This window comes from Pseudomonas sp. NFX98, assembly GCF_047784845.1.
In the GTDB taxonomy this organism is placed as follows: domain Bacteria; phylum Pseudomonadota; class Gammaproteobacteria; order Pseudomonadales; family Pseudomonadaceae; genus Aquipseudomonas.
This window is the reverse complement of sequence record NZ_JBLNNF010000016.1, coordinates 116,273-141,359: the sequence shown is the minus strand read 5'-3', so window position 1 is coordinate 141,359 and position 25,087 is coordinate 116,273. Positions and strand designations below refer to the sequence as shown.

At 59.4% G+C, this 25,087-nt stretch carries 22 protein-coding genes; 11 read left to right on the top strand and 11 right to left on the bottom strand.

Features of this window, described 5'->3' with window-relative positions:
- Positions 1–5: 5 nt before the first annotated feature.
- Positions 6–656 (bottom strand): GNAT family N-acetyltransferase, encoded by a 651-nt coding sequence (locus ACM110_RS21325; RefSeq protein ID WP_338581911.1) that lies wholly within the window; start codon positions 654–656, stop codon positions 6–8.
- 184 nt (positions 657–840) lie between these two features.
- Between ACM110_RS21325 and xthA the strand changes: the two genes are divergently transcribed.
- Positions 841–1,653 carry an exodeoxyribonuclease III gene (gene xthA, locus ACM110_RS21320; RefSeq protein WP_416129343.1) on the top strand — a complete coding sequence of 271 codons (813 nt, stop codon included), beginning with the start codon at positions 841–843 and terminating at the stop codon, positions 1,651–1,653.
- Between the two features lie 144 nt (positions 1,654–1,797).
- Positions 1,798–3,132, top strand: a complete 1,335-nt coding sequence (locus ACM110_RS21315) for a substrate-binding domain-containing protein (RefSeq protein WP_416129342.1) — start codon at positions 1,798–1,800, stop codon at positions 3,130–3,132.
- Between the two features lie 83 nt (positions 3,133–3,215).
- Here ACM110_RS21315 and ACM110_RS21310 read toward each other — a convergent pair whose 3' ends face one another.
- Positions 3,216–4,445, bottom strand: a complete 1,230-nt coding sequence (locus tag ACM110_RS21310; protein WP_075947974.1) for an acyl-CoA dehydrogenase — start codon at positions 4,443–4,445, stop codon at positions 3,216–3,218.
- 164 nt (positions 4,446–4,609) lie between these two features.
- Between ACM110_RS21310 and ACM110_RS21305 the strand changes: the two genes are divergently transcribed.
- The 3 genes from ACM110_RS21305 to ACM110_RS21295 all read left to right on the top strand — a co-directional run bounded on the left by ACM110_RS21305 (position 4,610) and on the right by ACM110_RS21295 (position 7,166).
- A complete protein-coding gene (locus ACM110_RS21305) occupies positions 4,610–5,539 on the top strand; it encodes a LysR family transcriptional regulator (protein ID WP_416129341.1) in 930 nt (309 codons plus the stop codon).
- A gap of 178 nt (positions 5,540–5,717) precedes the next feature.
- Positions 5,718–6,119 (top strand): MerR family transcriptional regulator, encoded by a 402-nt coding sequence (locus ACM110_RS21300; protein WP_007980992.1) that lies wholly within the window; start codon positions 5,718–5,720, stop codon positions 6,117–6,119.
- Between the two features lie 147 nt (positions 6,120–6,266).
- Positions 6,267–7,166: a hydroxymethylglutaryl-CoA lyase gene (locus ACM110_RS21295; RefSeq protein ID WP_416129340.1), complete on the top strand. Its 900-nt coding sequence runs from the start codon at positions 6,267–6,269 to the stop codon at positions 7,164–7,166.
- A gap of 665 nt (positions 7,167–7,831) precedes the next feature.
- Here ACM110_RS21295 and ACM110_RS21290 read toward each other — a convergent pair.
- The gene (locus tag ACM110_RS21290; protein WP_416129339.1) at positions 7,832–9,526 is read right to left on the bottom strand and encodes an AMP-binding protein; all 1,695 of its coding nucleotides are present in this window, start codon (positions 9,524–9,526) and stop codon (positions 7,832–7,834) included.
- Positions 9,527–9,797: 271 nt separating this feature from the next.
- On the opposite strand from ACM110_RS21290, the gene ACM110_RS21285 reads away from it, so the two are divergent.
- The 4 genes from ACM110_RS21285 to ACM110_RS21270 all read left to right on the top strand — a co-directional run bounded on the left by ACM110_RS21285 (position 9,798) and on the right by ACM110_RS21270 (position 15,438).
- Positions 9,798–10,961, top strand: coding sequence for an isovaleryl-CoA dehydrogenase (locus tag ACM110_RS21285; protein WP_416129338.1), 1,164 nt, complete (start codon positions 9,798–9,800; stop codon positions 10,959–10,961).
- A gap of 97 nt (positions 10,962–11,058) precedes the next feature.
- On the top strand, positions 11,059–12,663 hold the full coding sequence (locus ACM110_RS21280; protein WP_416129337.1) for a carboxyl transferase domain-containing protein: 1,605 nt from the start codon (positions 11,059–11,061) through the stop codon (positions 12,661–12,663).
- A 13-nt stretch (positions 12,664–12,676) separates the two neighbouring features.
- On the top strand, positions 12,677–13,492 hold the full coding sequence (locus tag ACM110_RS21275; RefSeq protein ID WP_416129336.1) for a gamma-carboxygeranoyl-CoA hydratase: 816 nt from the start codon (positions 12,677–12,679) through the stop codon (positions 13,490–13,492).
- The gene (locus tag ACM110_RS21270) at positions 13,492–15,438 is read left to right on the top strand and encodes an acetyl/propionyl/methylcrotonyl-CoA carboxylase subunit alpha (RefSeq protein WP_416129335.1); all 1,947 of its coding nucleotides are present in this window, start codon (positions 13,492–13,494) and stop codon (positions 15,436–15,438) included. Before ACM110_RS21275 ends, ACM110_RS21270 begins: the two co-directional genes overlap by 1 nt.
- Positions 15,439–15,477: 39 nt before the next feature.
- Here the strand turns inward: ACM110_RS21270 and ACM110_RS21265 are convergent, their stop codons facing one another.
- Positions 15,478–16,116 (bottom strand): LexA family protein, encoded by a 639-nt coding sequence (locus ACM110_RS21265; protein ID WP_416129334.1) that lies wholly within the window; start codon positions 16,114–16,116, stop codon positions 15,478–15,480.
- 129 nt (positions 16,117–16,245) lie between these two features.
- Between ACM110_RS21265 and ACM110_RS21260 the strand changes: the two genes are divergently transcribed.
- Positions 16,246–16,587: a DUF6124 family protein gene (locus tag ACM110_RS21260; RefSeq protein WP_416129333.1), complete on the top strand. Its 342-nt coding sequence runs from the start codon at positions 16,246–16,248 to the stop codon at positions 16,585–16,587.
- Between the two features lie 424 nt (positions 16,588–17,011).
- Here ACM110_RS21260 and ACM110_RS21255 read toward each other — a convergent pair whose 3' ends face one another.
- From ACM110_RS21255 to ACM110_RS21235, 5 genes are all read right to left on the bottom strand, one after another.
- Positions 17,012–18,622, bottom strand: a complete 1,611-nt coding sequence (locus tag ACM110_RS21255) for a gamma-glutamyltransferase family protein (protein WP_416129332.1) — start codon at positions 18,620–18,622, stop codon at positions 17,012–17,014.
- A gap of 124 nt (positions 18,623–18,746) precedes the next feature.
- A complete protein-coding gene (locus ACM110_RS21250; protein WP_416129331.1) occupies positions 18,747–19,526 on the bottom strand; it encodes an amino acid ABC transporter ATP-binding protein in 780 nt (259 codons plus the stop codon).
- Position 19,527: 1 nt separating this feature from the next.
- On the bottom strand, positions 19,528–20,295 hold the full coding sequence (locus ACM110_RS21245; RefSeq protein WP_338581926.1) for an amino acid ABC transporter permease: 768 nt from the start codon (positions 20,293–20,295) through the stop codon (positions 19,528–19,530).
- A gap of 11 nt (positions 20,296–20,306) precedes the next feature.
- Positions 20,307–21,113 carry an ABC transporter substrate-binding protein gene (locus ACM110_RS21240; RefSeq protein ID WP_338581927.1) on the bottom strand — a complete coding sequence of 269 codons (807 nt, stop codon included), beginning with the start codon at positions 21,111–21,113 and terminating at the stop codon, positions 20,307–20,309.
- 43 nt (positions 21,114–21,156) lie between these two features.
- A complete protein-coding gene (locus ACM110_RS21235; RefSeq protein WP_338581928.1) occupies positions 21,157–21,825 on the bottom strand; it encodes a GntR family transcriptional regulator in 669 nt (222 codons plus the stop codon).
- A 359-nt stretch (positions 21,826–22,184) separates the two neighbouring features.
- Between ACM110_RS21235 and ACM110_RS21230 the strand changes: the two genes are divergently transcribed.
- Positions 22,185–23,336, top strand: coding sequence for a M14-type cytosolic carboxypeptidase (locus ACM110_RS21230; protein WP_416129372.1), 1,152 nt, complete (start codon positions 22,185–22,187; stop codon positions 23,334–23,336).
- Positions 23,337–23,437: 101 nt separating this feature from the next.
- Here the strand turns inward: ACM110_RS21230 and ACM110_RS21225 are convergent, their stop codons facing one another.
- Together ACM110_RS21225 and ACM110_RS21220 are read right to left on the bottom strand one after the other, a co-directional pair.
- A complete protein-coding gene (locus tag ACM110_RS21225; RefSeq protein ID WP_416129330.1) occupies positions 23,438–23,983 on the bottom strand; it encodes a cytochrome b in 546 nt (181 codons plus the stop codon).
- Positions 23,980–25,065, bottom strand: a complete 1,086-nt coding sequence (locus ACM110_RS21220; RefSeq protein WP_416129329.1) for a catalase family peroxidase — start codon at positions 25,063–25,065, stop codon at positions 23,980–23,982. The genes ACM110_RS21225 and ACM110_RS21220 overlap by 4 nt, the downstream gene beginning before the upstream one ends.
- Between the last annotated feature and the right edge of the window lie 22 nt (positions 25,066–25,087).

Genomic DNA, 25,087 nt, shown 5'->3' with positions numbered 1-25,087 from the left:
CGACCTTATGCGATTGCGCTCTGCACAACCTGCGGATTGGCGTGAAAAAACACGTGCTCGCGAATCGGTCCTACGGCCACTTCGCCGATTTCCTCGTAACCCTGGCGCTTATAGAACTCCAGATAACGCGGATTGCCGGTATCGAGCATCACTCCCTGGGAATTTTCATCCACCGCGCACCAGTTATGTACCGCTTGCAGCAATTGTTCGCCGAAGTGTTTGCCCTGGAACTGCGGGTGAATCCCCAGCAATGGCAGGACATGCACCGAGTCGGACGGCGAACACGCCGCCACCGCATCGTGATATTCGAGGTAGCGACGGGTGCAGCGAAAGCCAGTGCTGAGCACCATGCGCAAACGCCAGGCCCAGCTTTCGGTGATCCCCAGCCGACGTTGCGGCGGTGCGATCAGGGCGATACCGATCAAGCGATCGTTGACCAGCAGGCCGATGGCCGGTAAATCCTGCAAAAAGTGCTGTTTGACCAGTTCGCGCACGGTCGCGCGCACTCGCTGTTCGTAACCGGGGCGCTCGGCTTCGAACAAGTAGCCGAACGTCGGCTCGTGGCGGTAAGCCTGATACAACAGCGAACGCGCTTCGCGGGAATAGCCGCTGTCGAGCATGTGAATATCGGCAATGGCGGTGGAGGTTTCGGGCATGTCGGTTGATCTCCCCGGCACAGCTCGGGCGGCTGCGCTCTTATTGGTACGAACTCAGTGGCGCTGACACAGTTCCTTACTGATTCGGAATCAGTGTAGGCAATGAAATGGCAAACGTCCCACCTCGCACTGGCCCGATTCCTACATGTCAGCTAGCATCGCCCTTTTGCCAGGACTGCCGACCATGAAGATTGTCTCCTTCAACATCAACGGGCTGCGCGCCCGTCCCCATCAGCTGGCGGCGCTGATCGAAAAGCATCAGCCCGATGTGATCGGGTTGCAGGAAACCAAGGTCCACGACGACCAGTTCCCGCTCGATGAAGTCAGGGCCCTGGGCTACCACGTGTACTTCCACGGGCAAAAGGGTCACTACGGCGTCGCCCTGCTCTCGCGCCAGGAACCGCTGGCCCTGCACAAAGGTTTCGCCACCGATGAAGAAGACGCGCAGAGACGCTTTATCTGGGGCACGTTCGCCGACGCCAATGGCGTGCCGGTGACCATCATGAACGGCTATTTCCCACAAGGTGAAAGCCGCGACCACCCGACCAAATTCCCGGCCAAGCAACGTTTCTACGGCGATCTGCAGCAACTGCTGGAAAGCCAGTTCAAGAACGATCAACCGCTGGTGGTCATGGGCGACGTGAACATTTCCCCGGAAGACTGCGACATCGGCATTGGCCCGGACAACATGAAGCGCTGGCTGAAAACCGGTAAATGCAGCTTCCTGCCGGAAGAGCGCGAGTGGATAGCACGCCTGAAAAACTGGGGCCTGACGGACAGCTTCCGCCACCTGAACCCGGAAGTGGCGGACGTCTTCAGCTGGTTCGACTACCGCAGCCGTGGTTTTGAGGACCAGCCAAAGCGTGGCCTGCGTATCGACGTGATCCTCGCTTCCCATGGCCTGTTGCCACGGGTCAAGGCGGCGGGTGTCGACTATGAATTGCGCGGCATGGAAAAACCGTCGGATCATGCGCCGATCTGGCTTGAGTTGAGCTAAAAAGCAAAAGATCGCAGCCTGCGACAGCTCCTACAAATATCTACTGTAGGAGCTGCCGCAGGCTGCGATCTTTTGACTGTCATATTTTAGAAACCTCACTGACTTAATCTCCCGACACCTCCTTTGGCTATATAAGGTGCCGGCATGACGCTGCGCGTATTGTTCCTGTTGATGCTGTGCCTGCCGCAAATCGCAACGGCCGGCACGTTGCCGATCCCCGAGCACGGCCCGGCGCTGCGCATTCAGGGTTCCAACACCATCGGCGCAGCATTGGGCCCGGCGCTGGTGGAGGGACTTTTGCGCGAACAGGGTTTGCTCAAGGTACACAGCGAGGCCCCGGACAAGGCCAATGAGTTGCGGATCGTAGGCGAAACCGCGCAAGGACGCCGGGTCGAAGTGGAACTCGCGGCCCACGGTTCCAGCACCGGCTTCAGCGCATTGAAAAACGGCAGTGCCGATCTCGCCGCTTCATCACGTCCGATCAAGGACAGCGAACTTCTGAACCTCGAATCTTTCGGCGACCTGAAAAGCCCCGGCGCCGAACAAGTCATTGCCATCGACGGCCTGGCAATCATCCTTCACCCGCACAATCCGCTGAATCAACTGGACACCGTGCAACTGGCGCGGATTTTCAGTGGCGAGGTCAAGACCTGGGAAGAACTCGGCGGCAGCGGTGGGACAATTCATCTTTATGCGCGGGATGATCAGTCCGGCACGTATGACACGTTCAAGGAATTGGTCCTCAGCGGTCGTGGGAAATCCCTGAGCAGCGCTGCGAAACGCTTCGAATCCAGCGAGCAATTGTCTGACGCGGTCAGCCTTGATCCGCAAGGCATCGGTTTTATCGGCCTACCCTACGTGCGTTCAGCCAAAGCCGTGGCGATTGTCGATGGTCAGTCACAAGCCATGCTGCCACTCAACAGCCTGATCGCCACCGAAGACTATCCGCTGTCGCGCCGCTTGTTCCTTTATTTGCCGCCTTCCGCAAACAATCCGTGGGCGCAAGCCCTGGTAACGTTCGCCCAAAGCAGTCAAGGCCAGGCGATTGTCGCGGCCAATGGCTTTATCGCCCAGACCGTCCAGGCCATGGCCGTCACACCGAATGCGCTGATGCCGGAGGGCTATCAGGCACTGAGCCGTCATGCCCAGCGGTTGTCGGTGAATTTTCGCTTTGAGGAAGGCAGCGCCAATCTGGATAACAAGGCGCGACAGGACTTGTCGCGGGTGCTCGACTATATAGAGCAGAACGACAAGACCGATCGGCGGGTAACACTGGTGGGGTTTGGCGACGCCAAGGACGACCCGGCGCGCGCCGACCTGTTGTCGAAACTGCGGGCCATGGCGGTGCGGCGAGAACTGGTGAAGAGCGGCGTGGTGTTGCGCGAGATTCGCGGGTTTGGCGCGGTAATGCCGGTGGCGGCCAACAGCGCGGATGAGGGGCGGATCAGGAATCGGCGGGTTGAGGTTTGGGTGTATTGAAAAAGATCGCAGCCTTCGGCAGCTCCTACAAGTGCATGCATAACCTGTAGGAGCTGCCGAAGGCTGCGATCTTTTTTGCTGACTTACTGCCCGCTACGCATCATCTCTTTCGGCACATATTTGCCGATCTCGAACTTGCCAATCGCCGCCCGGTGCACTTCATCCGGGCCGTCGGCCAGGCGCAGGGTGCGCTGCATCGCGTACATGTAGGCCAGCGGAAAATCATTCGAAACCCCTGCACCGCCATGCATCTGGATCGCCCGGTCGATCACCCGCAGCGCAACGTTCGGTGCGACGACCTTGATCTGCGCGATCTCGCTTTTCGCCACTTTATTGCCGACGGTGTCCATCATGTACGCCGCTTTTAACGTCAGCAGACGTGCCATGTCGATTTCCATCCGCGAGTCGGCAATCTTGTCGATGTTGCCGCCCAGGCGCGCCAAAGGCTTGCCGAACGCGGTGCGATTCACCGAGCGCTTGCACATCAGCTCCAGCGCGCGCTCGGCCATGCCGATCGAACGCATGCAGTGGTGAATCCGGCCAGGGCCAAGGCGACCTTGAGCGATTTCGAAGCCGCGTCCTTCACCCAGCAGGACGTTTTCGTACGGCACCCGCACGTTTTCGAAATGCACTTCGGCGTGACCATGAGGTGCGTCGTCGTAACCGAACACCGGCAGCGGGCGCACGATCTTCACGCCTGGCGCATCCACCGGCACCAGAATCATCGAGTGCTGGGCATGGCGCGGCGCATCAGGATTGCTCAGGCCCATGAAGATCAGTATCTTGCAGCGCGGGTCGCACGCACCTGACGTCCACCATTTCTTGCCGTTGATCACCCACTCGTCGCCATCACGCACGGCACGGGCGGCCATGTTGGTCGCATCGGAGGACGCAACGTCCGGTTCGGTCATGGCGAATGCCGAGCGGATCTCGCCGCGCAGCAGCGGTTCGAGCCAGCGCTGTTTCTGTTCTTCGTTGGCGTAACGCACCAGCACTTCCATGTTGCCGGTGTCCGGCGCCGAGCAGTTGAACGGCTCCGGCCCCAGCAATGAGCGGCCCATGATTTCCGCCAGCGGCGCGTATTCGAGGTTGGTCAGGCCGGCACCGAGCTCGGACTCAGGCAGAAACAAATTCCACAGCCCTTCAGCCTTGGCCTTGAGTTTGAGTTCTTCCATGATCGCGGTCGGCTGCCAGCGATCGCCCTCGGCGACCTGGCGCTCGAACACGGCTTCGGCGGGGTAAACATAGGTGTCCATGAACGCGGTCACGCGCTCACGCAGTTCCTGAACCTTGGGCGAATAAGCGAAATCCATGAGCAGCTACCTTCTTGGGAGAGGTTGTTTAGGTCATGCAATCGATGCTAGAACAGCCATGAAAATTTACCTAGCCTATTCTCGGCGTGTATTAACATTCATCACCGATATATGATCGGCTGATCTTCAAGGCCAGCCGTCCACACAATAAGAGAGCCGCGTAAATGAATCTGAGCAAGGTCGACCTCAACCTTTTCATCGTCTTCGACGCGATCTACACCGAAGCCAACCTGACCCGTGCCGGGCAGATCGTCGGCATCACCCAGCCTGCGGTTTCGAACGCTCTGGCCCGCCTGCGCGAGACTTTCAACGACCCGCTCTTCGTCCGTACCGCCCAAGGCATGGTGCCCACGCCGATGGCGCAGAACATCATCGGCCCGGTCCGCAATGCGCTCTCACTGCTGCGTATCTCCGTGCAGGAAAGCCGGATTTTCAATCCGCAGCAGGCGAACAAGACCTACCGCATCAGCATGACCGACCTCACCGAAGCGGTGATCCTGCCGCCGTTGTTCCAGCGTCTGCGCCGCCTGGCGCCCACGGTGATTATCGAGAGCTTCCTGTCCAAGCGTCGCGAGACCACCAAGGAACTGGCGGCCGGTCGCCTCGATTTCGCGGTGGACGCACCGCTCAACACCGACCCGCAGGTGCGCCACGTCAAATTGATGGAAGACCGTTACGTCTGCGCCATGCGCAAAGGTCACCCGCTGGCGGGCAAGGAAAAGCTCAGCCTCGACGAATACCTGGGCCTGACCCACATCCATATTTCCAGCCGTCGCAGCGGTCTCGGTTATGTCGACCTGGCACTCGGCAAAATGGGCATCCAGCGCAAGATCGCGCTGCGCTCACAGCATTATTTAATGGCATCACAGGTGATGCAGCAGACCGACATGGTCATGACCGTGCCGGAACGTTTCGCCCGTCGTAACGATTTGCACGCCTTCAATTTGCCGGTCAACGATGTTCCGCCGGTGGAAACCCACCTCTACTGGCACGAAAGCACCGATCAGGACCCGGCCAATCGCTGGATGCGCGAGCAGATGATCGAGTTGTGCCAGCAGGTGACGGCGCATGAGAAGAAGCTCGAAAAGGTGTAGGGCCAAGCACCGAGTAATCGTTCATCGCGAGCAAGCTTTGCTCCTACAGGTTCGCCACAGCCCGTAGGAGCAAAGCTTGCTCGCGATGGGGCCAGAGCGAGCCACCGAAAACCCTGCCACTTGACGTAAACGTCAACCTACCTTTAGCTTAGCGCCATGACCTTTCGTGAGCGCTTCCATGAGCAGCCAGACCTACAGCATCTCCGACCTCGCCCGCGAGCTCGACATCACCACCCGCGCTATTCGCTTTTATGAAGAGCAAGGCCTGCTCAGCCCTGAACGTCGTGGTCAGGAACGTATCTATTCGCCCCGTGACAAGGTCAGCCTGAAACTGATCCTGCGGGGCAAGCGCATCGGTTTCTCACTGGCCGAATGCCGCGAGTTGATCGAGCTTTACGACCCCTCCAGCGGTAACACCAAACAACTGCACAGCATGCTGGCGAAAATCAGCGAGCGCCGGGAACAGCTGGAACAGCAACTGCTGGACATCGAACAGATGAAGCTTGAGCTGGATACTGCCGAAGAGCGCTGCGTGCAGGCGCTGGAGCAGACGCTCAAGAGCCAGGAATCGATTCAATAAACCCCGACCCCTTGTAGGAGCGAGCCTGCTCGCGATGGTCGTTAACGATGACGCGTACCTGCTGGATAAACGCGGTGCCTGGGAGCTCATCGCGAGCAGGCTCGCTCCTACAGGGTTCTCCGAACAATCAACACAGGTCGAATCCCCATGTCCCTTCCCACCCAAGTACGCCTGGTCGAAGTCGGCCCCCGCGACGGTCTGCAAAACGAAGCCCAACCCATCAGCGTCGCCGACAAGGTGCAACTGGTCGACGCGCTCACGGCCGCGGGCCTGGGCTATATAGAAGTCGGCAGTTTTGTTTCGCCCAAGTGGGTGCCGCAGATGGCCGGTTCCGCTGATGTCTTCGCGCAGATCCAGCGCAAACCGGGCGTCACCTACGGCGCCCTCGCCCCCAACCTGCGCGGCTTTGAAGATGCCCTGGCCAGCGGGGTCAAGGAAGTCGCGGTGTTCGCAGCAGCGTCGGAAGCGTTTTCCCAGCGCAACATCAATTGCTCGATCAGCGAAAGCCTTGAGCGTTTCGTGCCGATCATGGACGCGGCCAAACAACACGGCGTGACGGTGCGCGGTTACGTGTCCTGTGTACTGGGCTGCCCTTATGAAGGCCACGTAAAACCTGAGCAAGTCGCCTTTGTCGCCCGCGAGCTCTACGCTATGGGCTGCTATGAGGTTTCGCTGGGCGACACCATCGGCACCGGCACCGCTGGCGCAACGCGCAAGATGTTTGAAGTGGTGTCGGCTGACGTACCGCGAGAAAAACTGGCCGGGCATTTCCACGACACCTACGGTCAGGCCATGGCCAATATCTACGCCAGCCTGCTGGAAGGCATCGCGGTGTTCGACAGCTCCATCGCGGGCCTCGGCGGCTGCCCTTATGCCAAGGGAGCCAGCGGTAACGTCGCCACCGAAGACGTTGTTTACCTGCTCAACGGCCTGGGTATCAAAACCGGAATCGACCTCAACGCGTTGATCCTGGCCGGCCAGCAAATTTGCAACGTATTGGGTCGCCCTACCGGTTCGCGTGTGGCCAAGGCTCGCAGCGCACAATGAGTGGGGGGAATGTGTCCGGGTGTTACCGCAACCTCTGAAACGTGGGCGCAAGCGAGTAACACGGAAACAAAATGTAGGGTTTTACCTGAGGCGAAAAACCCTACAAAAACTCAAAGTGTTGATTTTAAAGGATTTTTAAAAGTTGGCACGGCTTCTGCTATATCTATCGCACAACAAGAATAAAAAAATTGCGGCAACCCTAATAAAAACAAGACGTAACGACTCTGACATAACAAAAACAACACGGCAGAGACGCAGCTAACAGATTTTTTTGGAGAAGATGTGCTTTTCAGGGTGCTTTTCGGAGTTACCCGCAACCGGACAGAGAATAATAAAACTACCTTCAGGTAGCTCCCGAATCGGTTGGATCGTTCAGCGAGAAAGTAGATCAGCGCTCAAAAAAATACGTTTGCTCTTGATCCCGAATGGGGATCGCCAAAAACAGCGGTAAAGGGCAACGGTTGCCAAAAACAAAAACAGACCGACCCTCAATAATAAAAAAAGAGCACGCGCAACGAAAATTAAAGGGGAGCTTCGGCTCCCCTTTGTGCTGTCTGGTGTTTGAGTTTTCCAAGAGAATCGCAACCTTGTAGGAGCTGGCGCAGCCTGCGATCTTTTGATCTTGACCTTCGCCAACCCTAAAAGATCGCAGCCTTCGGCAGCTCCTACCGTATCGCTTTGAGCTCCTCGATACTGATCTCGCGCATCCGGAATTTCTGGATCTTGCCGGTCACCGTCATCGGAAACTCCTCGACGAACTTGAAGTAACGCGGTGTCTTGAAGTGCGCGATGCGCTCCTTGCACCACGCTTGCAGTTCCTGCTCGGTAGCACTGTGGCCAGGATGAAACTTGATCCAAGCAACGATCTCTTCGCCGTAACGCGAGCAAGGAATGCCGATCACCTGCACGTCGGCCACGGCCGGGTGGGTGAAGAAAAACTCTTCCAGCTCCCGCGGGTAAACATTCTCACCGCCGCGGATGATCATGTCCTTGTTACGCCCGGCAATGCACACGTAACCCTCGTCGTTCATGCTCGCCAGATCACCGGTGTGCATCCAGCCGGCCTGATCGATCGCTTCTGCGGTGCCCTCAGGATTGTTCCAGTAACCGAGCATCACGCTGTAACCGCGAGTGCACAACTCGCCGATGGTGCCGCGCTGCACAAGGTTGCCTGCCTCGTCGATGATCTTGCTTTCCAGTTGCGGCTGGGTGCGGCCGACAGTGGTGACGCGCAACTCCAGGTCATCCGACGGACCGGTCTGCAACGACACCGGGCTGGTTTCCGTCATGCCGTAGGCAATCTGCACTTCGCTCATATGCATTTCGCTGATGACGCGACGCATCACTTCGATCGGGCATGTCGCCCCCGCCATGATTCCGGTGCGCAGGCTCGACAGGTCGAATTCGGCACGCTGCGGCTGATCGAGCATGGCGATGAACATGGTCGGTACGCCGTAGAGCGCAGTGGCTTTTTCTTCGGCGACCGTGCTCAGGGTCAGCAGCGGATCAAACGCATCGTTGGGGTAAATCATGGTGCTGCCATGGGTGATGCAACCCAGATTGCCCATGACCATGCCGAAGCAGTGATACAACGGCACCGGGATCACCAGGCGATCAGCGGCGGTCAGGCCGAGGCTTTCACCCACCATGTAACCGTTGTTGAGAATGTTGTAGTGACTGAGGGTCGCGCCCTTGGGGAAACCGGTGGTACCGGAGGTGTACTGAATGTTCACCGCTTGATCGAAATGCAGGCTGTCCTGACGTTCGCGCAGTTGTTCGCCCGACACGCTGGCCGCCAGATCGGCCAATTGCGACCACAGCAGGAAACCGCTGGGCGGCTGCGCATCCAGGCTGATCACGCCGCGAAGATCCGGCAAGCGTTCACTCTGTAATTTGCCGATGGATTGCTCGGCCAGCTCAGGCACCAGGCCTTGCAGCATGGCGTGGTAGTTGGAGGTCTTGAAAGCCCCGGCGCAGACCAGCCACTGGCAACCCGACTGCTTTAATACGTATTCGAGTTCGGAGCTGCGGTAGGCCGGGTTGATGTTGACCAGGATCACGCCGATTTTCGCCGTGGCAATCTGCGTGATGCACCATTGCGCGCAATTCGGCGCCCAGATGCCGAGACGGTCACCGGCCTGCAAGCCCAGCGCCAGCAGTGCTCTGGCATGCGTATCCGCTGCATCCGCCAGTTGCCGCCAGGTGTAACGCAGCTGCTGATGGCGAACGACCAGCGCTTCTCCGGTCGGGTACTGCGCGACAGTGTTATCGAACGCCTGGCCAATGGTCATCGCCAGCAAGGCTTTGTCCTGGGAACCACGGGTGTAACTGCGTTGCGGGCTTGCACTGGGTTGATCCATGACGACCCCTATTGTCTTTATTAATGGGCTACCTGCACTGTACCTGTAGGAGCGAGCCTGCTCGCGATGGACGTATGGACAACGCGTTCAACCAGACAATTCGCGCTATCGTTAACGTCCATCGCGAGCAAGCTCGGCTCCTACAGAATCACCCAAGTTGACGTTAACGTAAAGGGTGATTGACAGCCTTTCGTCACAGGCTTACGTTAACGTAAAGGTGAGAGCCGAATCACTGCCCTCCCCACCCAACAAAAAAGCCAAAAGGTGACCCATGAGCTACCCATCCCTGAATTTTGCCCTCGGTGAAACCATCGACATGCTGCGCGATCAGGTTCAGTCCTTCGTCGCCAAAGAGATCGCCCCGCGCGCCGCTCAGATCGACATCGACAACCTGTTCCCCGCCGACCTGTGGCGCAAATTCGGCGACATGGGCCTGTTGGGTATCACCGTTCCGGAAGAGTACGGCGGTGCCGGCCTCGGCTACCTGGCCCACGTAGTAGTGATGGAAGAAATCAGCCGCGGCTCGGCCTCGGTGGCGTTGTCCTACGGCGCGCACTCCAACCTCTGCGTCAACCAGATCAACCGCAACGGCAATCACGAACAGAAAGCCAAATACCTGCCGAAGCTGATCAGCGGCGAGCACATCGGCGCCCTGGCCATGAGCGAGCCGAACGCCGGTTCCGACGTGGTGTCGATGAAACTGCGCGCCGAAAAACGTGGCGACAAGTACGTGCTCAACGGCAGCAAGACCTGGATCACCAACGGCCCGGACGCCAACACCTATGTGATCTACGCCAAGACCGACCTGGAAAAAGGCCCGCACGGCATCACCGCTTTCATCGTCGAGCGCGACTGGAAAGGCTTCAGCCGCAGCAACAAGTTCGACAAGCTCGGCATGCGCGGTTCGAACACCTGCGAACTGTTTTTCGATGACGTCGAAGTGCCGGAAGAAAACATTCTCGGCGTGCTCAACGGCGGCGTGAAAGTGCTGATGAGCGGTCTCGACTACGAGCGCGTCGTCCTTTCAGGCGGCCCGACCGGGATCATGCAGTCATGCATGGACCTGATCGTGCCTTACATCCACGACCGCAAGCAGTTCGGCCAAAGCATCGGCGAGTTCCAGCTGATCCAGGGCAAGGTCGCCGACATGTACACCCAACTCAACGCCAGCCGCGCTTATCTGTATGCCGTGGCCCAGGCCTGCGAGCGTGGCGAAACCACGCGCAAGGACGCCGCCGGCGTGATCCTCTACAGCGCCGAACGCGCCACGCAAATGGCCCTCGACGCGATCCAGATTCTCGGCGGTAACGGCTACATCAACGAATTCCCGGCCGGCCGTCTGCTGCGTGACGCCAAGCTGTACGAAATCGGCGCCGGCACCAGTGAGATCCGTCGCATGTTGATCGGTCGCGAATTGTTTAACGAGACGAAATAAATTTCGTCAGCTGCAAGCGGCAAGCTTCAAGCCACAAGTAGAAGCGGTCCTCTTGCAGCTTGTAGCTTGCCGCTCAAAGCTGCTTACGGAGTAAGCCATGATTTTGCATACCCAGCTCAACCCTCGTTCAGCGGAGTTCGCCAGCAACAGCGCGGCGATGCTCAAACAGGTCGACGCGTTGCACACCCTGCTCGCCCAAGTGGCGCAAGGTGGTGGTCCGAAAGCTCAAGAACGCCACACCTCGCGGGGCAAACTGCTGCCCCGTGAGCGCATCAACCGCTTGCTTGATCCGGGTTCGCCGTTTCTCGAGATCAGCCAACTGGCGGCCTACGAGGTTTATGGTGAGGACGTTCCCGCCGCTGGCGTGATTGCCGGGATTGGCCGTGTGGAAGGCGTCGAATGCATGATCGTCGCCAACGATGCCACGGTAAAAGGTGGCTCGTACTACCCGCTGACCGTGAAAAAGCACCTGCGCGCCCAGACCATCGCCCAGCAGAACCGCCTGCCGTGCATCTATCTGGTGGACTCCGGCGGCGCCAACCTGCCACGTCAGGATGAAGTGTTTCCGGACCGTGAACACTTCGGCCGGATCTTCTTCAATCAGGCCAACATGAGCGCCATGGGCATTCCGCAGATTGCCGTGGTCATGGGTTCCTGCACCGCTGGCGGCGCGTATGTGCCGGCGATGGCCGACGAAGCGATCATGGTCCGCGAGCAAGCGACGATCTTCCTCGCCGGCCCGCCGCTGGTGAAAGCCGCGACCGGTGAAGTGGTCAGCGCCGAAGACCTCGGCGGGGCCGATGTGCACTGCAAGATTTCCGGTGTGGCCGACCATTACGCCGAAAGCGATGAACACGCCCTCGCCATCGCGCGACGCAGCGTGGCCAACCTCAACTGGCGCAAGCAAGGCGAGGTTCAGCAACGCACGCCGATCGCCCCGCTCTATAGCAGCGACGAGTTGTACGGCGTGGTTCCAGCCGACGCCAAGCAGCCGTTCGATGTGCGCGAAGTGATTGCGCGCCTGGTAGACGGATCGGTGTTCGACGAATTCAAGGCACTGTTCGGGACTACATTGGTTTGCGGTTTTGCCTACCTGCACGGTTACCCAATCGCGATCCTCGCCAACAACGGCATCCTCTTCGCTGAAGCGGCGCAGAAAGGCGCGCACTTCATCGAGTTGGCCTGTCAGCGTGGCATCCCGCTGCTGTTCCTGCAAAACATCACCGGTTTCATGGTCGGCCAGAAATACGAGGCCGGCGGCATCGCCAAACATGGCGCAAAACTGGTAACCGCCGTGGCCTGCGCCAAGGTGCCGAAGTTCACCGTAATCATCGGCGGCAGCTTCGGTGCGGGCAACTATGGCATGTGCGGGCGCGCCTACGATCCGCGCTTCCTGTGGATGTGGCCGAATGCGCGCATCGGTGTGATGGGCGCCGAGCAGGCGGCCGGCGTGCTGGTGCAGGTCAAGCGCGAACAGGCCGAACGCAGTGGCCAGGGTTTTAGCGCCGAGCAGGAAGCCGAGATCAAGCAACCGATCCTCGACCAGTACGAAGAACAGGGACACCCCTACTATTCCAGCGCTCGCTTGTGGGACGACGGTGTCATCGACCCGGCCCAGACCCGCGACGTGCTGGCCCTGGCCTTGTCCGCGTCGTTGAACGCGCCAATCGAACCGAGCCGCTTCGGCGTGTTCCGGATGTGATCGGGAGAAGAACATGAGCGACTTCAACACCCTCGAACTGCTGACCGACCCCCGTGGTTTCGCCACGCTGTGGCTCAGCCGTGAAGAAAAGAACAACGCTTTCAACGCCGAGATGATCCGCGAACTGATCCTCGCACTGGACAAGGTGTCGAGCGATGCCAGCCTGCGCTTCCTGATCGTCCGTGGCCGTGGCAAGCACTTCAGCGCCGGCGCCGATCTGGCGTGGATGCAGCAGTCGGCCGAACTCGATTACCACACCAACCTCGACGACGCCCGGGAACTGGCGGAGTTGATGTACAACTTGGCCAAACTGAAAGTCCCGACCCTGGCCGTGGTGCAAGGCGCAGCCTTTGGTGGCGCGTTGGGCCTGATCAGTTGCTGCGACATGGCCATCGGTGCCGATGACGCGCAGTTCTGCCTCTCGGAAGTACGCATCGGCCTGGCACCGGCGGTGATCAGCCCGTTCGTGGTGCAAGCCATCGGCGAGCGCGCCACCCGGCGCTATGCCCTGACCGCTGAACGCTTTGGCGGGCAACGGGCACGGGAACTGGGACTGTTGTCGGAGAGTTATCCGACTGCCGAGCTGGAGCAAAAAATCGATCAGTGGATCGACAACCTGCTGCTCAACAGCCCTGCCGCCATGCGTGCCAGCAAGGACTTGCTACGTGAAGTCGGCGACGGTTCGCTGAACCCGGCACTGCGTCGCTACACCGAAAACGCCATCGCCCGCATCCGCGTCAGCCCCGAAGGCCAGGAAGGTCTGCGTGCCTTTTTGCAGAAACGTCCGCCGAGCTGGCAAGCCGAAACCACCACCAAGGAGCCGCGTTGATGAGCGCACCTGTCCTCACTACCCTGCTGGTGGCCAACCGTGGCGAAATCGCTTGCCGGGTGATGCGCACCGCCAAGGCCCTGGGCCTGACCACCGTGGCCGTGCACAGCGCCACCGACCGTGACGCCCGCCACAGCCGCGAGGCGGATATCCGCGTCGACCTGGGTGGCAGCAAAGCCGCTGAGAGTTACCTGCAAATCGACAAACTGATCGCCGCGGCCAAGGCCAGCGGCGCCCAGGCGATCCATCCCGGTTATGGTTTTCTGTCGGAGAACGCCGGGTTCGCTCGCGCCATCGAAGCGGCAGGCCTGATATTCCTCGGCCCGCCCGCGTCTGCCATCGACGCCATGGGCAGCAAGTCCGCCGCCAAGGCCCTGATGGAAACTGCTGGCGTACCGCTGGTGCCGGGTTATCACGGCGAGGCTCAAGACCTCGACACCTTCCGCGATGCCTGCGAACGCATCGGCTACCCGGTGCTGCTCAAGGCCACGGCCGGTGGCGGCGGCAAAGGCATGAAAGTGGTCGAGGACGTCAGCCAACTGGCCGAAGCCCTGGCCTCGGCCCAACGTGAAGCGCTTTCGTCGTTCGGCGATTCGCGGATGCTGGTGGAGAAGTACCTGCTCAAACCGCGTCACGTGGAAATCCAGGTGTTCGCCGACCAGCACGGCAACTGCCTGTACCTCAATGAACGCGACTGCTCGATTCAACGTCGGCACCAGAAAGTCGTCGAAGAAGCACCGGCGCCTGGGCTGAGCCCGGAACTGCGCCGGGCCATGGGCGAAGCCGCCGTGCGTTCGGCACAGGCCATCGGCTACGTCGGCGCCGGCACCGTGGAGTTCCTGCTGGATGCTCGCGGCGAGTTCTTCTTCATGGAGATGAACACCCGCCTGCAAGTGGAACACCCGGTTACCGAAGCCATCACCGGCCTCGACCTGGTGGCGTGGCAGATTCGTGTGGCGCGTGGCGAAGCCTTGCCGATGACCCAGGAGCAGGTGCCGCTGATCGGCCATGCAATCGAAGTGCGGCTGTATGCCGAAGATCCGGGCAATGACTTCCTGCCCGCGACCGGGCGTCTGGAGCTGTATCGCGAATCCGCGCCGGGTGCGGGTCGCCGGGTGGACAGCGGTGTTGAAGAAGGCGACGAAATTTCGCCATTCTACGACCCGATGCTCGGCAAGTTGATTGCCTGGGGCGAGGACCGCGAACAGGCTAGATTGCGCCTTCTCAGCATGCTGGATGAATTCGCCATTGGCGGACTGAAGACCAACATCAACTTCCTGCGGCGCATCATCGGCCACCCGGCGTTTGCCGCGGCGGAGCTGGATACCGGGTTTATCCCGCGCTATCAAGAGCAACTGCTTCCAGCACCTGCGCAACTCAGTGACGAATTCTGGCAGGCCGCTGCCCAGGCGTTTACCCAGAGCCAGCACCGTTCAACACGCAGTGATGATCCGAGTTCGCCCTGGGCCATCGGCAACGGCTTCCGTTCCGGATTGCCAGCGGAAATCACCCTGCACCTGAGTTGTGAAAGCCAGGATCGCGCGCTGACTTTGGGCGACATCAACGCCCAACTCCGGGGCGAGCAATTGCTGACCGAACACAACGGCGTGCGCCGCCAGCATCGGGCGATCCGTCGGGGTGAACATGTGTATTTGCAATGGGACGGTGAGCTGCATCGCATCGAGTCCTACGACCCGATCAGTGCCGTCGAGGCCAGCCACAGTCATCAGGGTGGTCTGACAGCGCCCATGAACGGCAGCATCGTGCGCGTGCTCGTGGAAGCCGGGCAAACGGTCGAAGCCGGGGCGCAATTGGTGGTGCTGGAAGCAATGAAGATGGAGCACAGCATCCGCGCGCCGCATGCGGGTGTGATCAAGGCACTGTACTGCCAGGAAGGCGAGATGGTCAGCGAAGGCAGTGCATTGGTCGAGCTGGAAGAGGTGTGAAATGAAGATCGGTCCTACGCATTGCGAGGACCGATCTGATCAGAACTTGGCTGTTGCCTGAACCACCACGCCGATGATTCGGCACTCTTCGGTGTAAAGGGCTTTCGGATACGTCGGATTGAGCGGGACCAGATAACGCTGCCCGCCCTCATCGATCAACTTGCGAAAAACCGCCTCGCTGCTGTCCCGCCACTGCGCGATGACCAGTTTGCCAGGCACGGCTTCCACGTCCGGGTCCACCAGGATCAGCATGCCTTCGGCGATGCTGGGGCCACTGGGTGCGGTCATCGCATCGCCCGTGACCGTCAACCAGAATGCCGCGCCTTGAGCGTGGTAGTCCGACAGTTCAAAACGGTATTGGGCCTGTTCGCCATCGCGGACTTCCCCGGTTTCCCGCCAGTCACTGACCGGGTAGCGGAAGTACGGGTTGTACTTTTGCGTCAGGGAAATCCCGTCGTCCTGCGGCTCTTGAGGCTCGCGAATCACCAACACCACCTCGAGAAAATCCATCCCGAGCGCCTTCAACACGCGGTTCATGTTGTCGATGCCGGGCTCGCGACGCTTGTTCAGCCAATGACCAACGCCGCCCTGGGACATCCCGAGGCGGTCGGCGAGTATCTCTTGAGTGACTTTGAGCTCACTCATCTTGGCCTTGACCAATTCAATCCATTTATCCATGTGCGGCACGATACGGGGTGGACTCCGGCCATCAAAACACAAATTGTAGTATTTAAACTATGGTCACAAATACAGATCGTACTAGGATGGATTCACGGATCTGAATCAATCACGGAGCGTTCCCCCACCATGACCCAACCCGCCAACGACCTGCCTGATATGCAAATCGACACTTCCCTCACCTCACCGCAAGGTTCGGCCGCCGCCCAGCGCGCACTGGACTATTACCTGAAACCGGCTGTTTCAGAGGAAGGGGTCGCGGAACGTTTCTTTGATGTGAACCGAAATATCAGCAGCGAGGAGGCGCTGGTCCATGCGTCAGACCTGCTGCGCTGTGCCGCCGCCACGGCTTTCGAGTCAGCCAGTCATTTGCAGGGTTCGAGTCGGGACTTGGCGTTTTCGGCGGTGCACATGATCGACATGGCCAAAGCCATGGTGGACCGGTCACTGGAGAGAAATCAAATCGGTTGAAGCGGAGGTGTAAAAAAGAAAGGACTGGAAAGAATTTTCCAATCGCGCAGATAAAATCATTTGACTTGCAAACGAGAATGATTATTATTGCATCAGCTGGTCGCGAGATCAGTCGATGGACCAAGAGACCTTAGGTCGGTCTTTTGGACTATCTCCTCATCAGGCTAATCACGGTTTTTGACCCGGCTTTTTGCCGGGTCTTTTTTTTGCCAGTTTTCTGGCTTATGGCTTCAGGCTAATGAAGTCTTTAGGTGCCGCAAATTCGATGGCGCGGATGATATCAAAAGAATATTTGTTGGCAAGAGAAGCCTGTGATCATTAGGGCAAAGTAATGGCAAATAGCACTTGAGAATCAATCGCACAATCTCTAAGCTGCGTCGGCGTCAAGGAGGACGCCCCCCTTGATACCGCCCTTTCACGCCTTTCAATACACCGCGATATGCGAATCCGTTCGCGGCTCGGTTCCCCCGCACAACACCCCCGTTTCAGGATCACGCAGGATGATCTGCCCTCGCCCGTAACTGGTGAGATCGCAGGCAACTTCCACCGTGTGACCACGACGTGCCAGCGCCGCCGCCATGTCCCGTGATGCATCCTGTTCGATTCCGACCTTCAGTCCGCCCAGCCATTGCCAGCGCGGCGCATCGAGGGCTGCTTGCGGGTTGAGTCCAAAATCCACCAGGTTCATCACCATTTGCACATGCCCTTGCGGCTGCATGTAACCGCCCATCACGCCAAACGGCCCCATCGCCTCACCGTCCTTGCTGAGAAACCCGGGAATGATGGTGTGGAAAGTCTTTTTGCCAGGCGCCAGGCAATTGGAATGCGCGGGATCGAGGCTGAATTCTTCACCACGGTTTTGCAGGGCGATACCACTGTCAGGCAGTACCACCCCGGAACCGAACCCGTGGTAGTTGCTCTGGATAAACGAAACCATGTTGCCATCGGCGTCGGCGGTGGCCAGGTAAACGGTGCCGCTGGCGTGGGGATCGCCCGGCTGCGGGGCGATTGCCTGTTCGCCAATCTGCGCCCGCCGATGGCTTGCATAGTGATCGCTGAGCAAGTCGTCTACAGCGACCCGCATGTGCTCCGGATCCGTGATGTAGTGCAATCCATCGCTGTAGGCGAGTTTCATGGCTTCGAGTTGACGATGCCAGGTCTGTTGACTGTCGCGGTGATCGAACTCGAAGCCCTCGAGAATCTTCAATGTCATCAACGCCACCAGCCCCTGCCCGCTCGGTGGAATCTCCCAGACGTCGACCCCGCGGTAATTGACTTTGATCGGCTCGACCCATTGCGCGCGGTAGTCCTGCAAGTCGCTGGCGCGCAAATATCCGCCCGTGGCCCGGGAGTGTGCGTCCAGCCGTTGCGCCAGCGCACCACGGTAGAGACTTTCACAACCGCTGGCCGCCAGCTCGCTGAGGGTTCGAGCCTGGGCCGGGTTGCGGAACAGTTCACCGGCACGGGGTGCGCGACCTTCAATCAGAAAGGTCTCGAACCAGCTTTCAAGCACCTCGCTACGGTCAGGTGTGAAATCCTCCAGTGCGCTTTGCCATTGCAGCGCAACCACCGGCGATACGGGAAAACCATCGCGCGCCAGACTGATTGCCGGTTGCAGCAACTCGGCAAACGGCAGTCGACCGAAACGTTTGGACAGCTCAGCCCAGGCCGACGGGCAACCCGGAACGGTGACCGGCGTCCAGCCATGCAACGGCATCTTTTCATGGCCCGCGGCTTTAACCGCCTCGATGCTCAAGGCTTGTGGCGCAGCGCCATTGGCGTTCAAACCGTGCAATTTGTTTTGCGTCCAGACCAACGCAAACGCGTCGCCACCGATACCGCAACCGGTGGGCTCGACAACCGTTAACGCTGCGGCGGTGGCAATCGCTGCATCGATGGCATTACCGCCACGGCGCATGATTTCAATTCCGGCTTCAGCCGCCAGTGGTTGTGAAGCGGCGACCATGCCGCGCTTGGCGAAGACGCTTTGACGTTGTGAGGCGTAGGGGTATTCATGGGCTGAAAATTTGAACATGGCAGGACTCACACAATAGTAATGTTCATAAAAACCTGTAGGAGCGAGCCGCGATGGACTCAAGAGCCGCGTTTTTCCAGCACGCCCGCGTCATCGTTAACGTCCATCGCGAGCAAGCTCGCTCCTACAACACTCGACTGAGAAAGGCGCGGGTACGCGCGTGCTTCGGCTGACTGAAAATCTGCTCAGGCGGACCCTGTTCGATCAGTTCGCCCTGATCGAGCACCACCACCCGATCAGCCACCTCGCGGGCAAACCCCATTTCATGGGTAACAACGACCATGGTCATGCCCTCCTCGGCGAGCTCCTTCATCACTTGCAGCACTTCGCCGACAGTCTCGGGGTCAAGGGCACTGGTGGGTTCGTCGAACAGCATGGCCTGGGGTTTCATGGCCAATGCCCGGGCGATGGCCACCCGCTGTTGCTGACCACCGGACAACATCGACGGGTAGTGATCGGCCTTTTCCGCCAGCCCCACCCGCGTGAGCAGCGCCCGCGCTTGCTCCAGCGCCGCCGCACGCGCAACACCCAGCACCTGAATGGGCGCCTCGATGATGTTTTCCAGAGCCGTCATATGCGGGAACAGATTGAAACGCTGGAACACCATGCCGATGTCCCGACGCTGGCGGGCAATGTTGCGCTCCGAATCCCGGACCAGGCTGCCATCGGCCCGGGTGCGATAGCCCATCGGCTGACCCGCGACGCGGATCTGCCCCGACTGGATGTCTTCGAGCAAATTGATGCAGCGGATAAACGTGGTTTTACCGGAACCGGACGCACCGATCAGCACCACCACTTCACCGCGTTTCACTTGCAGGGAAATGCCCTTGAGAATCTCAAGCTCACCAAACGACTTGTGGATATCCAGCGCTTCGATGACCAGTTCTTCACTCATGTGCGCCATCTCAACGCCCCCTCAACAGTTTCATGGTGTTGCGTCCGAACATCCGGCTGGCGGCCGGTGCCGGGCGATCGGACTGACCGAAACGTGTCTCCAGCCAGCGCTGGAAAAAACCCCAGAGTGTGGTCAACGCCAGGAAGTAGATGGCCACCACCAGATACAATTCGAACACGCGGAAAGTTGCCGACGTCACCATTTGCGTACTGAGTAGCAGTTCCTGCACCCCGATCACGCTGACCAGCGTGGTGTTTTTCAGCATCACGTTGAACTCGTTGCCCAGCGGCGGCACGATCACCCGGAACGCTTGCGGCAGCACGATGCGGCGCATCAATTTGGGGAACGTCATGCCCAGGGACCGCCCGGCTTCGTACTGCCCCTTGTCCACCGCACCGATACCGGCCCGAATGATTTCGGCCATGTAGGCGCCTTCGTTGAGACCCAGCGCGATGATCGCCGCCTGGATGTTGCCCGGCACGATGAACCAGCCGAGGTCCAGGTCTTCAAAGCGGAAAATCCCGCCCGCCGCCAACGCCGTGTACAGAAACACGATCTGCACCAGCAACGGCGTGCCGCGCATCAGCCAGACATAAAAGCGCACCGGGTATTGCAACAACGGGTTACTCGACAGCTTCATCAACGCCGCGATCAGCCCCAGCACACAACCGAGCAACATCGCCGAAACGCTGATCAGGCAAGTCAGCCACAGCCCCGTCAGGTACACATCGCTGGGCTGCAGCAGGTATTGCCAGAACACATCCCAATTGAAGTTCATCAGGTTTTCCCTCAGTCCAGTTTGTCGCTGTCGACATGCCATTTACTGAGGAGCGCGGTGTAGCTGCCATCGGCGCGCATGCCTTGCAGGACTTCGGTCAACGCCACCGTCAACTGCGGATCGCTTTTGCGTACGCCGAAACCGGTGAGGATGCGATTGAATGCCGGCACCGCTGACTGGAACAGGTCAGGCGCCAGTTGCTGATAGTGTCCGGCGGACTCGACCGTGGTGCCGAAGGCGTCTACCTGATTGATGCGCAAAGCCTGGAACGCATCGGCATCGACGTTGTACACCACCAGTTTCATCGGCGCCTTGCCCGCCGCTTCAAGCTTTTCGTTCTCCTTGCCCAGCAGCATGCGGATGGTCGAACCGTTACTGACCGCGACCTTGAGCCCCGACAAATCTTCCAGCGTGCTCACCGATTTCGGGTTGCCCTTGGGTACCACGATCGACTGGCTGGAATACATGAAGTTGACGATGTCGATCACTTCGCGGCGTTCGGGTTTGTCGAACAGTTGATCGACGATCATGTCGCACTGCTGCGCCAGCAATGCCGGGATCAACCCGGCGAAAGGCGAGATGCGCCATTCGACTTTCTTGTCACCCAGGCGTTTGGCAATCGCTTCGCCCATATCGACCTGAAGTCCGACCGGTTTTTGCTTCAGGTCAAACGACACCAGCGGCGGCGAGTCCATGCCGGAGCAATAGACGATCTTTTCGCTCTTGCTTAATCGCTCGGGTAACTCGGGGGCGGCAAATGCCCATTGGGAACACAGACTCAAGGTGAACACCGCAACTAACGCGCAAGGCTTTTGCATGACATGACTCCAGGTGGCTGCAACGGGGGATGTGTTTGTTCTTCTACTGATGAGCCTCAAGAAACTGAATCAACCGCGGAATGGTGCCTTCGATGTGCTCGCATACCACGGCGGCTGCTTTATCCGGATCGCCGGAACGCAAAGCCGTCACAATCGAGGCATGTTCGTCCCGGGCACTGCGGGGTTTGTCGGCGTGTTGCAGCCACAGGCGCATGTGCGGCTCGATCACCGAATACAGCGCCGAAATTTGCCGCATCAAGCGCGGGCGCTCACTCAGGCTGCACAGGTATTCATGGAAGGCGCGATGGCGGCTGACCCACTCGGCACCGTCCTCGCGGTAGTCGTCCATCTCGTCGAGCAGACGCTCCAGGTGACTGAAATGGCGCTCGCTCATTTTGGTGACAGCCACCCGGATGGCGAGGCCTTCCAGGGCACTGCGCATCTCGAATACCTCACGCATTTCGTCGATGTTCAGCCCGCGAACGATGGCGCCGCGATTGGGCCGCAACGTCACCAGGCCGTCGGCATCCAGACGGCGGAAGGCTTCGCGCACGGGCATGCGGCTCATGCCGATTTCACCGGCGATATCCTCGGCGATCAGCCGTTCGCCGGTGCGGTAACGTCCCTTACAGATAGCCTCCAGAAGAAAGTTGTAAGCCTCTTCCTCGGCGGTAACAGGCTGGCGCTCGGTGTAGACAGGGGCGAATTTCATCGGTGCACCTTTTGTATTTTTGTATCCAATTATCCACAAAGCCAAAAAAGCACGATGCATGCCAAATTCAGCATGGGGCATGCAGGTGATTGATTAGGTTGGTTTATTGAGAATGGAGAACGCCGATATGCGGATTGGTCATCGCGGGTAACGAGTTGAAATGCCCCAGTCTGGGGTCGACAGGCCCCAAAGAGGTGCTGGTGGTAACACAACTGAAACCTTTGCCTGCAATCGAATGTTGCGGCGATCGGTGAGCGACGAAACAGAACGGCGTCCATGGGGATGAAACGTTTTTTCTGCGCTCCTAACCCTCTTCTCTTGCGTGTAAAGTAGCCGCCATAAAATCTAAATCAGGAACCCTGACCGTGGCCAAATCCTCTCTCGACATCAGTGCCAACTTCGACAGCGGCAACATTCAGGTCATTGACCTCAGCGACCCGCTCAAGCCCCTGCTGGCGATCCGCCCCGATACCAAGAGCAATCACTTTCAATGGTTCCACTTCAAGGCCAGCGGCCTGCACGTCGGTCAGGAACACTGGTTTCGCCTGAACAATGCCAGCCAGTCTTCGTACAACAAGGCCTGGGACGGTTATCAGGCGGTCGCGTCCTACGACCACGTCAACTGGTTCCGCGTGCCGACTATCTTTGAAGGCGACTGCCTGCGCTTCTGCCTTGAAGCCACGCAAACCCACGCCTGGTTCGCCTACTTCGAACCCTACAGCCGTGGCCGTCACGACTGGCTGATCGAGCAGGCGCTGACCAAGGCCGGCACCGAACTGCTGGCCACCGGCAAGAGCGTCGAAGGTCGCGACATCCAGTTGCTGCGCAAAGGCACCGGCGCCGAAGGCCAACGCAAAGTGTGGATCATCGCCCAGCAACATCCAGGCGAACACATGGCCGAGTGGTTCATGGAAGGTGTGATCGAGCGTCTGGAAAGACACGACGACCCGGTACTGAACAAACTGTTGGCCAGCGCCGACTTGTACCTGGTACCGAACATGAACCCGGACGGCGCCTTCCACGGTCACCTGCGCACCAATGCCATGGGCCAGGACCTGAACCGAGCCTGGCAGAACGCCAGCCCGGAAATCAGCCCGGAAGTGTTTTTCGTACAGCAGCAGATGGAAAAGTACGGTGTCGATATGTTCGTCGACGCGCACGGTGACGAGGAAATCCCTCACGTGTTCACCGCCGCGTGCGAAGGCAACCCGGGCTACACGCCGCGCATTGAAAAACTCGAAGAACGCTTCCGCAGCCACCTGAAGCACACTACCAAGGACTTCCAGACCAAACACGGCTACACCCGCGACGAACCGGGCCAAGCCAACATGACCCTGGCTTGCAACAGCGTTGGCCAGAAGTTTGATTGCCTGTCGCTGACCCTGGAGATGCCGTTCAAGGATCACGATGATCATCCGAACCCATTGACGGGGTGGTCGGGCAAGCGCTCGAAGCAGTTGGGGAAGGATGTTTTGACCACTGTGGCAGATATGGTTGATAGCCTGCGTTGATCGCCCTTTGAAATCAAAAGATCGCAGCCTGCGGTGCTCCTACATTGGAATGCGTTTCCCTGTAGGAGCACCGCAGGCTGCGATCTTTTTTTGCCCCGCGATTATCCGCGATCCTTACCCCGCAACATGCTGTCCAGCACATCATCACGACGCACCCAGGCGTGAAACAACGCCGCCGCCAAATGCAGCAGCACGGTCAGAAACAACAAGTACGCCAGATACCCGTGGGCCTTGCGCAGGAACGCAAACACCTGAGCATTGGCCGCTACGATCGATGGTAATTGCAACGAGCTGCTGAGCATCACCGGTTCGCCGGACGCCGAAATCATCGCCCAGCCGAGCAACGGCAAAATCAGCATCAAGGCATACAGCAAGATGTGGGAGGCCTTGGCCGCCAGCACTTGCCAACCCGGCAGGTCCGCTGGCAGTGGTGGTTGCGTGGTGGAGAAGCGCACGCCCAGGCGCACAATCACCAACAGCAAAATGGCAATGCCCAAGGGTTTGTGCAGATGGATCAGCATTTCATGTCGCTCAGACACCGAGGCAACCATGCCCGCGCCGATAAACAGCATGGCGATGATCATCAGCGCCATCAGCCAGTGCAGCAAGCGCGCCAGAGGAGCGAAGTGGTTGGGTTGAGTGCTCATTGCTGGGCCTCCTGTTTGGCGGCGGGCAATTGGCTGACTTCGCTGGTGCGACGCAGGTAGGAAGTGGCGTAACCCGCTGAACGAGCGGCGAGCAACGGGTCGTCGGAACCTTCGATACCGGCGGGCAATACCAAGGGGTCGTAGTTGATGTCACGGCACTCGCCGCTGAGTTGTGGCTGGGTGCTTTCAAGCACCAGAGTGCCAGCGTTCAACACTTTACGTCCTTCGGGCCAGGCTTTGCTGGCGTCGTTCACTGGGTCGCCGGGGTTAGCCAACGTGATGTTCAACTGCCAACGCAGCGGACCTGCGGCGATCCGTTGCACCAGATCCTTCTCCAAAAAGTCGCTGCCTTGCGGCGCCGTGGCACCCGGTGCGTCCTGAACCAGCGGCACCATGCTCCAGCGCACTGCCTGACGCTGCCCGGCGGCGTTCACCAGATAGAACGCGTTGACGCTGTTGTAGGTTTCGGTCACGTAGCTGGCCGAAGGCTTGGCCGTCTTGACCCACGCCAGAAACGGCACGGCTTCCGGGTGCGCTGCGAAGAATTCCGGCACCGCTTTCGGGTCCGGCTTTCCGGTAGCCGGATCCGGCGATTGCGCCTGCTGGAATTGATAGAACGCCTCGGGCGTGCCCACCGGGAACACCGGCATGCTGTTCATCCCGGTGCGCCATTGCTGGCCGTTGGCTTGAGTGAATCGCAATGCCAGGCTGCGGATCGGCACCGCATTGTCGGGTGCATAAGGATTGCCGGCCGGCAGGGCCAATCGTCCGACCACCGGGGTGCGCGCCTCATTGAACACTTGCGCCGTGGAGTAACTGCGCGCCTCACCGCTGCTCTCGAAATGACCGATCACGCACACGCCTTTGGAGTGGTTGCGACGGAATCCGGGATGCACGCCGTTGTTGGTTTCCAGCACATTGATCAGCTTTTTCGGCGTCAGGCGCTGTGGGTCAAGCGTGCCGTTGACGTAGGCAAACGCCCCGGCCACGGCGGCGACGACCACGGCAATGCCGGCCAGACGCAATGTCAGGCTCGCGGCACTCAACGGTGGCCGGGGTGGCGGTGATGATCGATCTACCATGAAAGACTCCAGGGCCATCGGC

What these genes read in the sequence shown, in the direction of transcription:
- ACM110_RS21325 (WP_338581911.1), bottom strand. Translation starts at nt 656, where the DNA reads ATGCCCGAAACCTCCACCGCCATTGCCGATATTCACATGCTCGACAGC.
- xthA (WP_416129343.1), top strand. Translation starts at nt 841, where the DNA reads ATGAAGATTGTCTCCTTCAACATCAACGGGCTGCGCGCCCGTCCCCAT.
- ACM110_RS21315 (WP_416129342.1), top strand. Translation starts at nt 1,798, where the DNA reads ATGACGCTGCGCGTATTGTTCCTGTTGATGCTGTGCCTGCCGCAAATC.
- ACM110_RS21310 (WP_075947974.1), bottom strand. Translation starts at nt 4,445, where the DNA reads ATGGATTTCGCTTATTCGCCCAAGGTTCAGGAACTGCGTGAGCGCGTG.
- ACM110_RS21305 (WP_416129341.1), top strand. Translation starts at nt 4,610, where the DNA reads ATGAATCTGAGCAAGGTCGACCTCAACCTTTTCATCGTCTTCGACGCG.
- ACM110_RS21300 (WP_007980992.1), top strand. Translation starts at nt 5,718, where the DNA reads ATGAGCAGCCAGACCTACAGCATCTCCGACCTCGCCCGCGAGCTCGAC.
- ACM110_RS21295 (WP_416129340.1), top strand. Translation starts at nt 6,267, where the DNA reads ATGTCCCTTCCCACCCAAGTACGCCTGGTCGAAGTCGGCCCCCGCGAC.
- ACM110_RS21290 (WP_416129339.1), bottom strand. Translation starts at nt 9,526, where the DNA reads ATGGATCAACCCAGTGCAAGCCCGCAACGCAGTTACACCCGTGGTTCC.
- ACM110_RS21285 (WP_416129338.1), top strand. Translation starts at nt 9,798, where the DNA reads ATGAGCTACCCATCCCTGAATTTTGCCCTCGGTGAAACCATCGACATG.
- ACM110_RS21280 (WP_416129337.1), top strand. Translation starts at nt 11,059, where the DNA reads ATGATTTTGCATACCCAGCTCAACCCTCGTTCAGCGGAGTTCGCCAGC.
- ACM110_RS21275 (WP_416129336.1), top strand. Translation starts at nt 12,677, where the DNA reads ATGAGCGACTTCAACACCCTCGAACTGCTGACCGACCCCCGTGGTTTC.
- ACM110_RS21270 (WP_416129335.1), top strand. Translation starts at nt 13,492, where the DNA reads ATGAGCGCACCTGTCCTCACTACCCTGCTGGTGGCCAACCGTGGCGAA.
- ACM110_RS21265 (WP_416129334.1), bottom strand. Translation starts at nt 16,116, where the DNA reads ATGGATAAATGGATTGAATTGGTCAAGGCCAAGATGAGTGAGCTCAAA.
- ACM110_RS21260 (WP_416129333.1), top strand. Translation starts at nt 16,246, where the DNA reads ATGACCCAACCCGCCAACGACCTGCCTGATATGCAAATCGACACTTCC.
- ACM110_RS21255 (WP_416129332.1), bottom strand. Translation starts at nt 18,622, where the DNA reads ATGTTCAAATTTTCAGCCCATGAATACCCCTACGCCTCACAACGTCAA.
- ACM110_RS21250 (WP_416129331.1), bottom strand. Translation starts at nt 19,526, where the DNA reads ATGGCGCACATGAGTGAAGAACTGGTCATCGAAGCGCTGGATATCCAC.
- ACM110_RS21245 (WP_338581926.1), bottom strand. Translation starts at nt 20,295, where the DNA reads ATGAACTTCAATTGGGATGTGTTCTGGCAATACCTGCTGCAGCCCAGC.
- ACM110_RS21240 (WP_338581927.1), bottom strand. Translation starts at nt 21,113, where the DNA reads ATGCAAAAGCCTTGCGCGTTAGTTGCGGTGTTCACCTTGAGTCTGTGT.
- ACM110_RS21235 (WP_338581928.1), bottom strand. Translation starts at nt 21,825, where the DNA reads ATGAAATTCGCCCCTGTCTACACCGAGCGCCAGCCTGTTACCGCCGAG.
- ACM110_RS21225 (WP_416129330.1), bottom strand. Translation starts at nt 23,983, where the DNA reads ATGAGCACTCAACCCAACCACTTCGCTCCTCTGGCGCGCTTGCTGCAC.
- ACM110_RS21220 (WP_416129329.1), bottom strand. Translation starts at nt 25,065, where the DNA reads ATGGTAGATCGATCATCACCGCCACCCCGGCCACCGTTGAGTGCCGCG.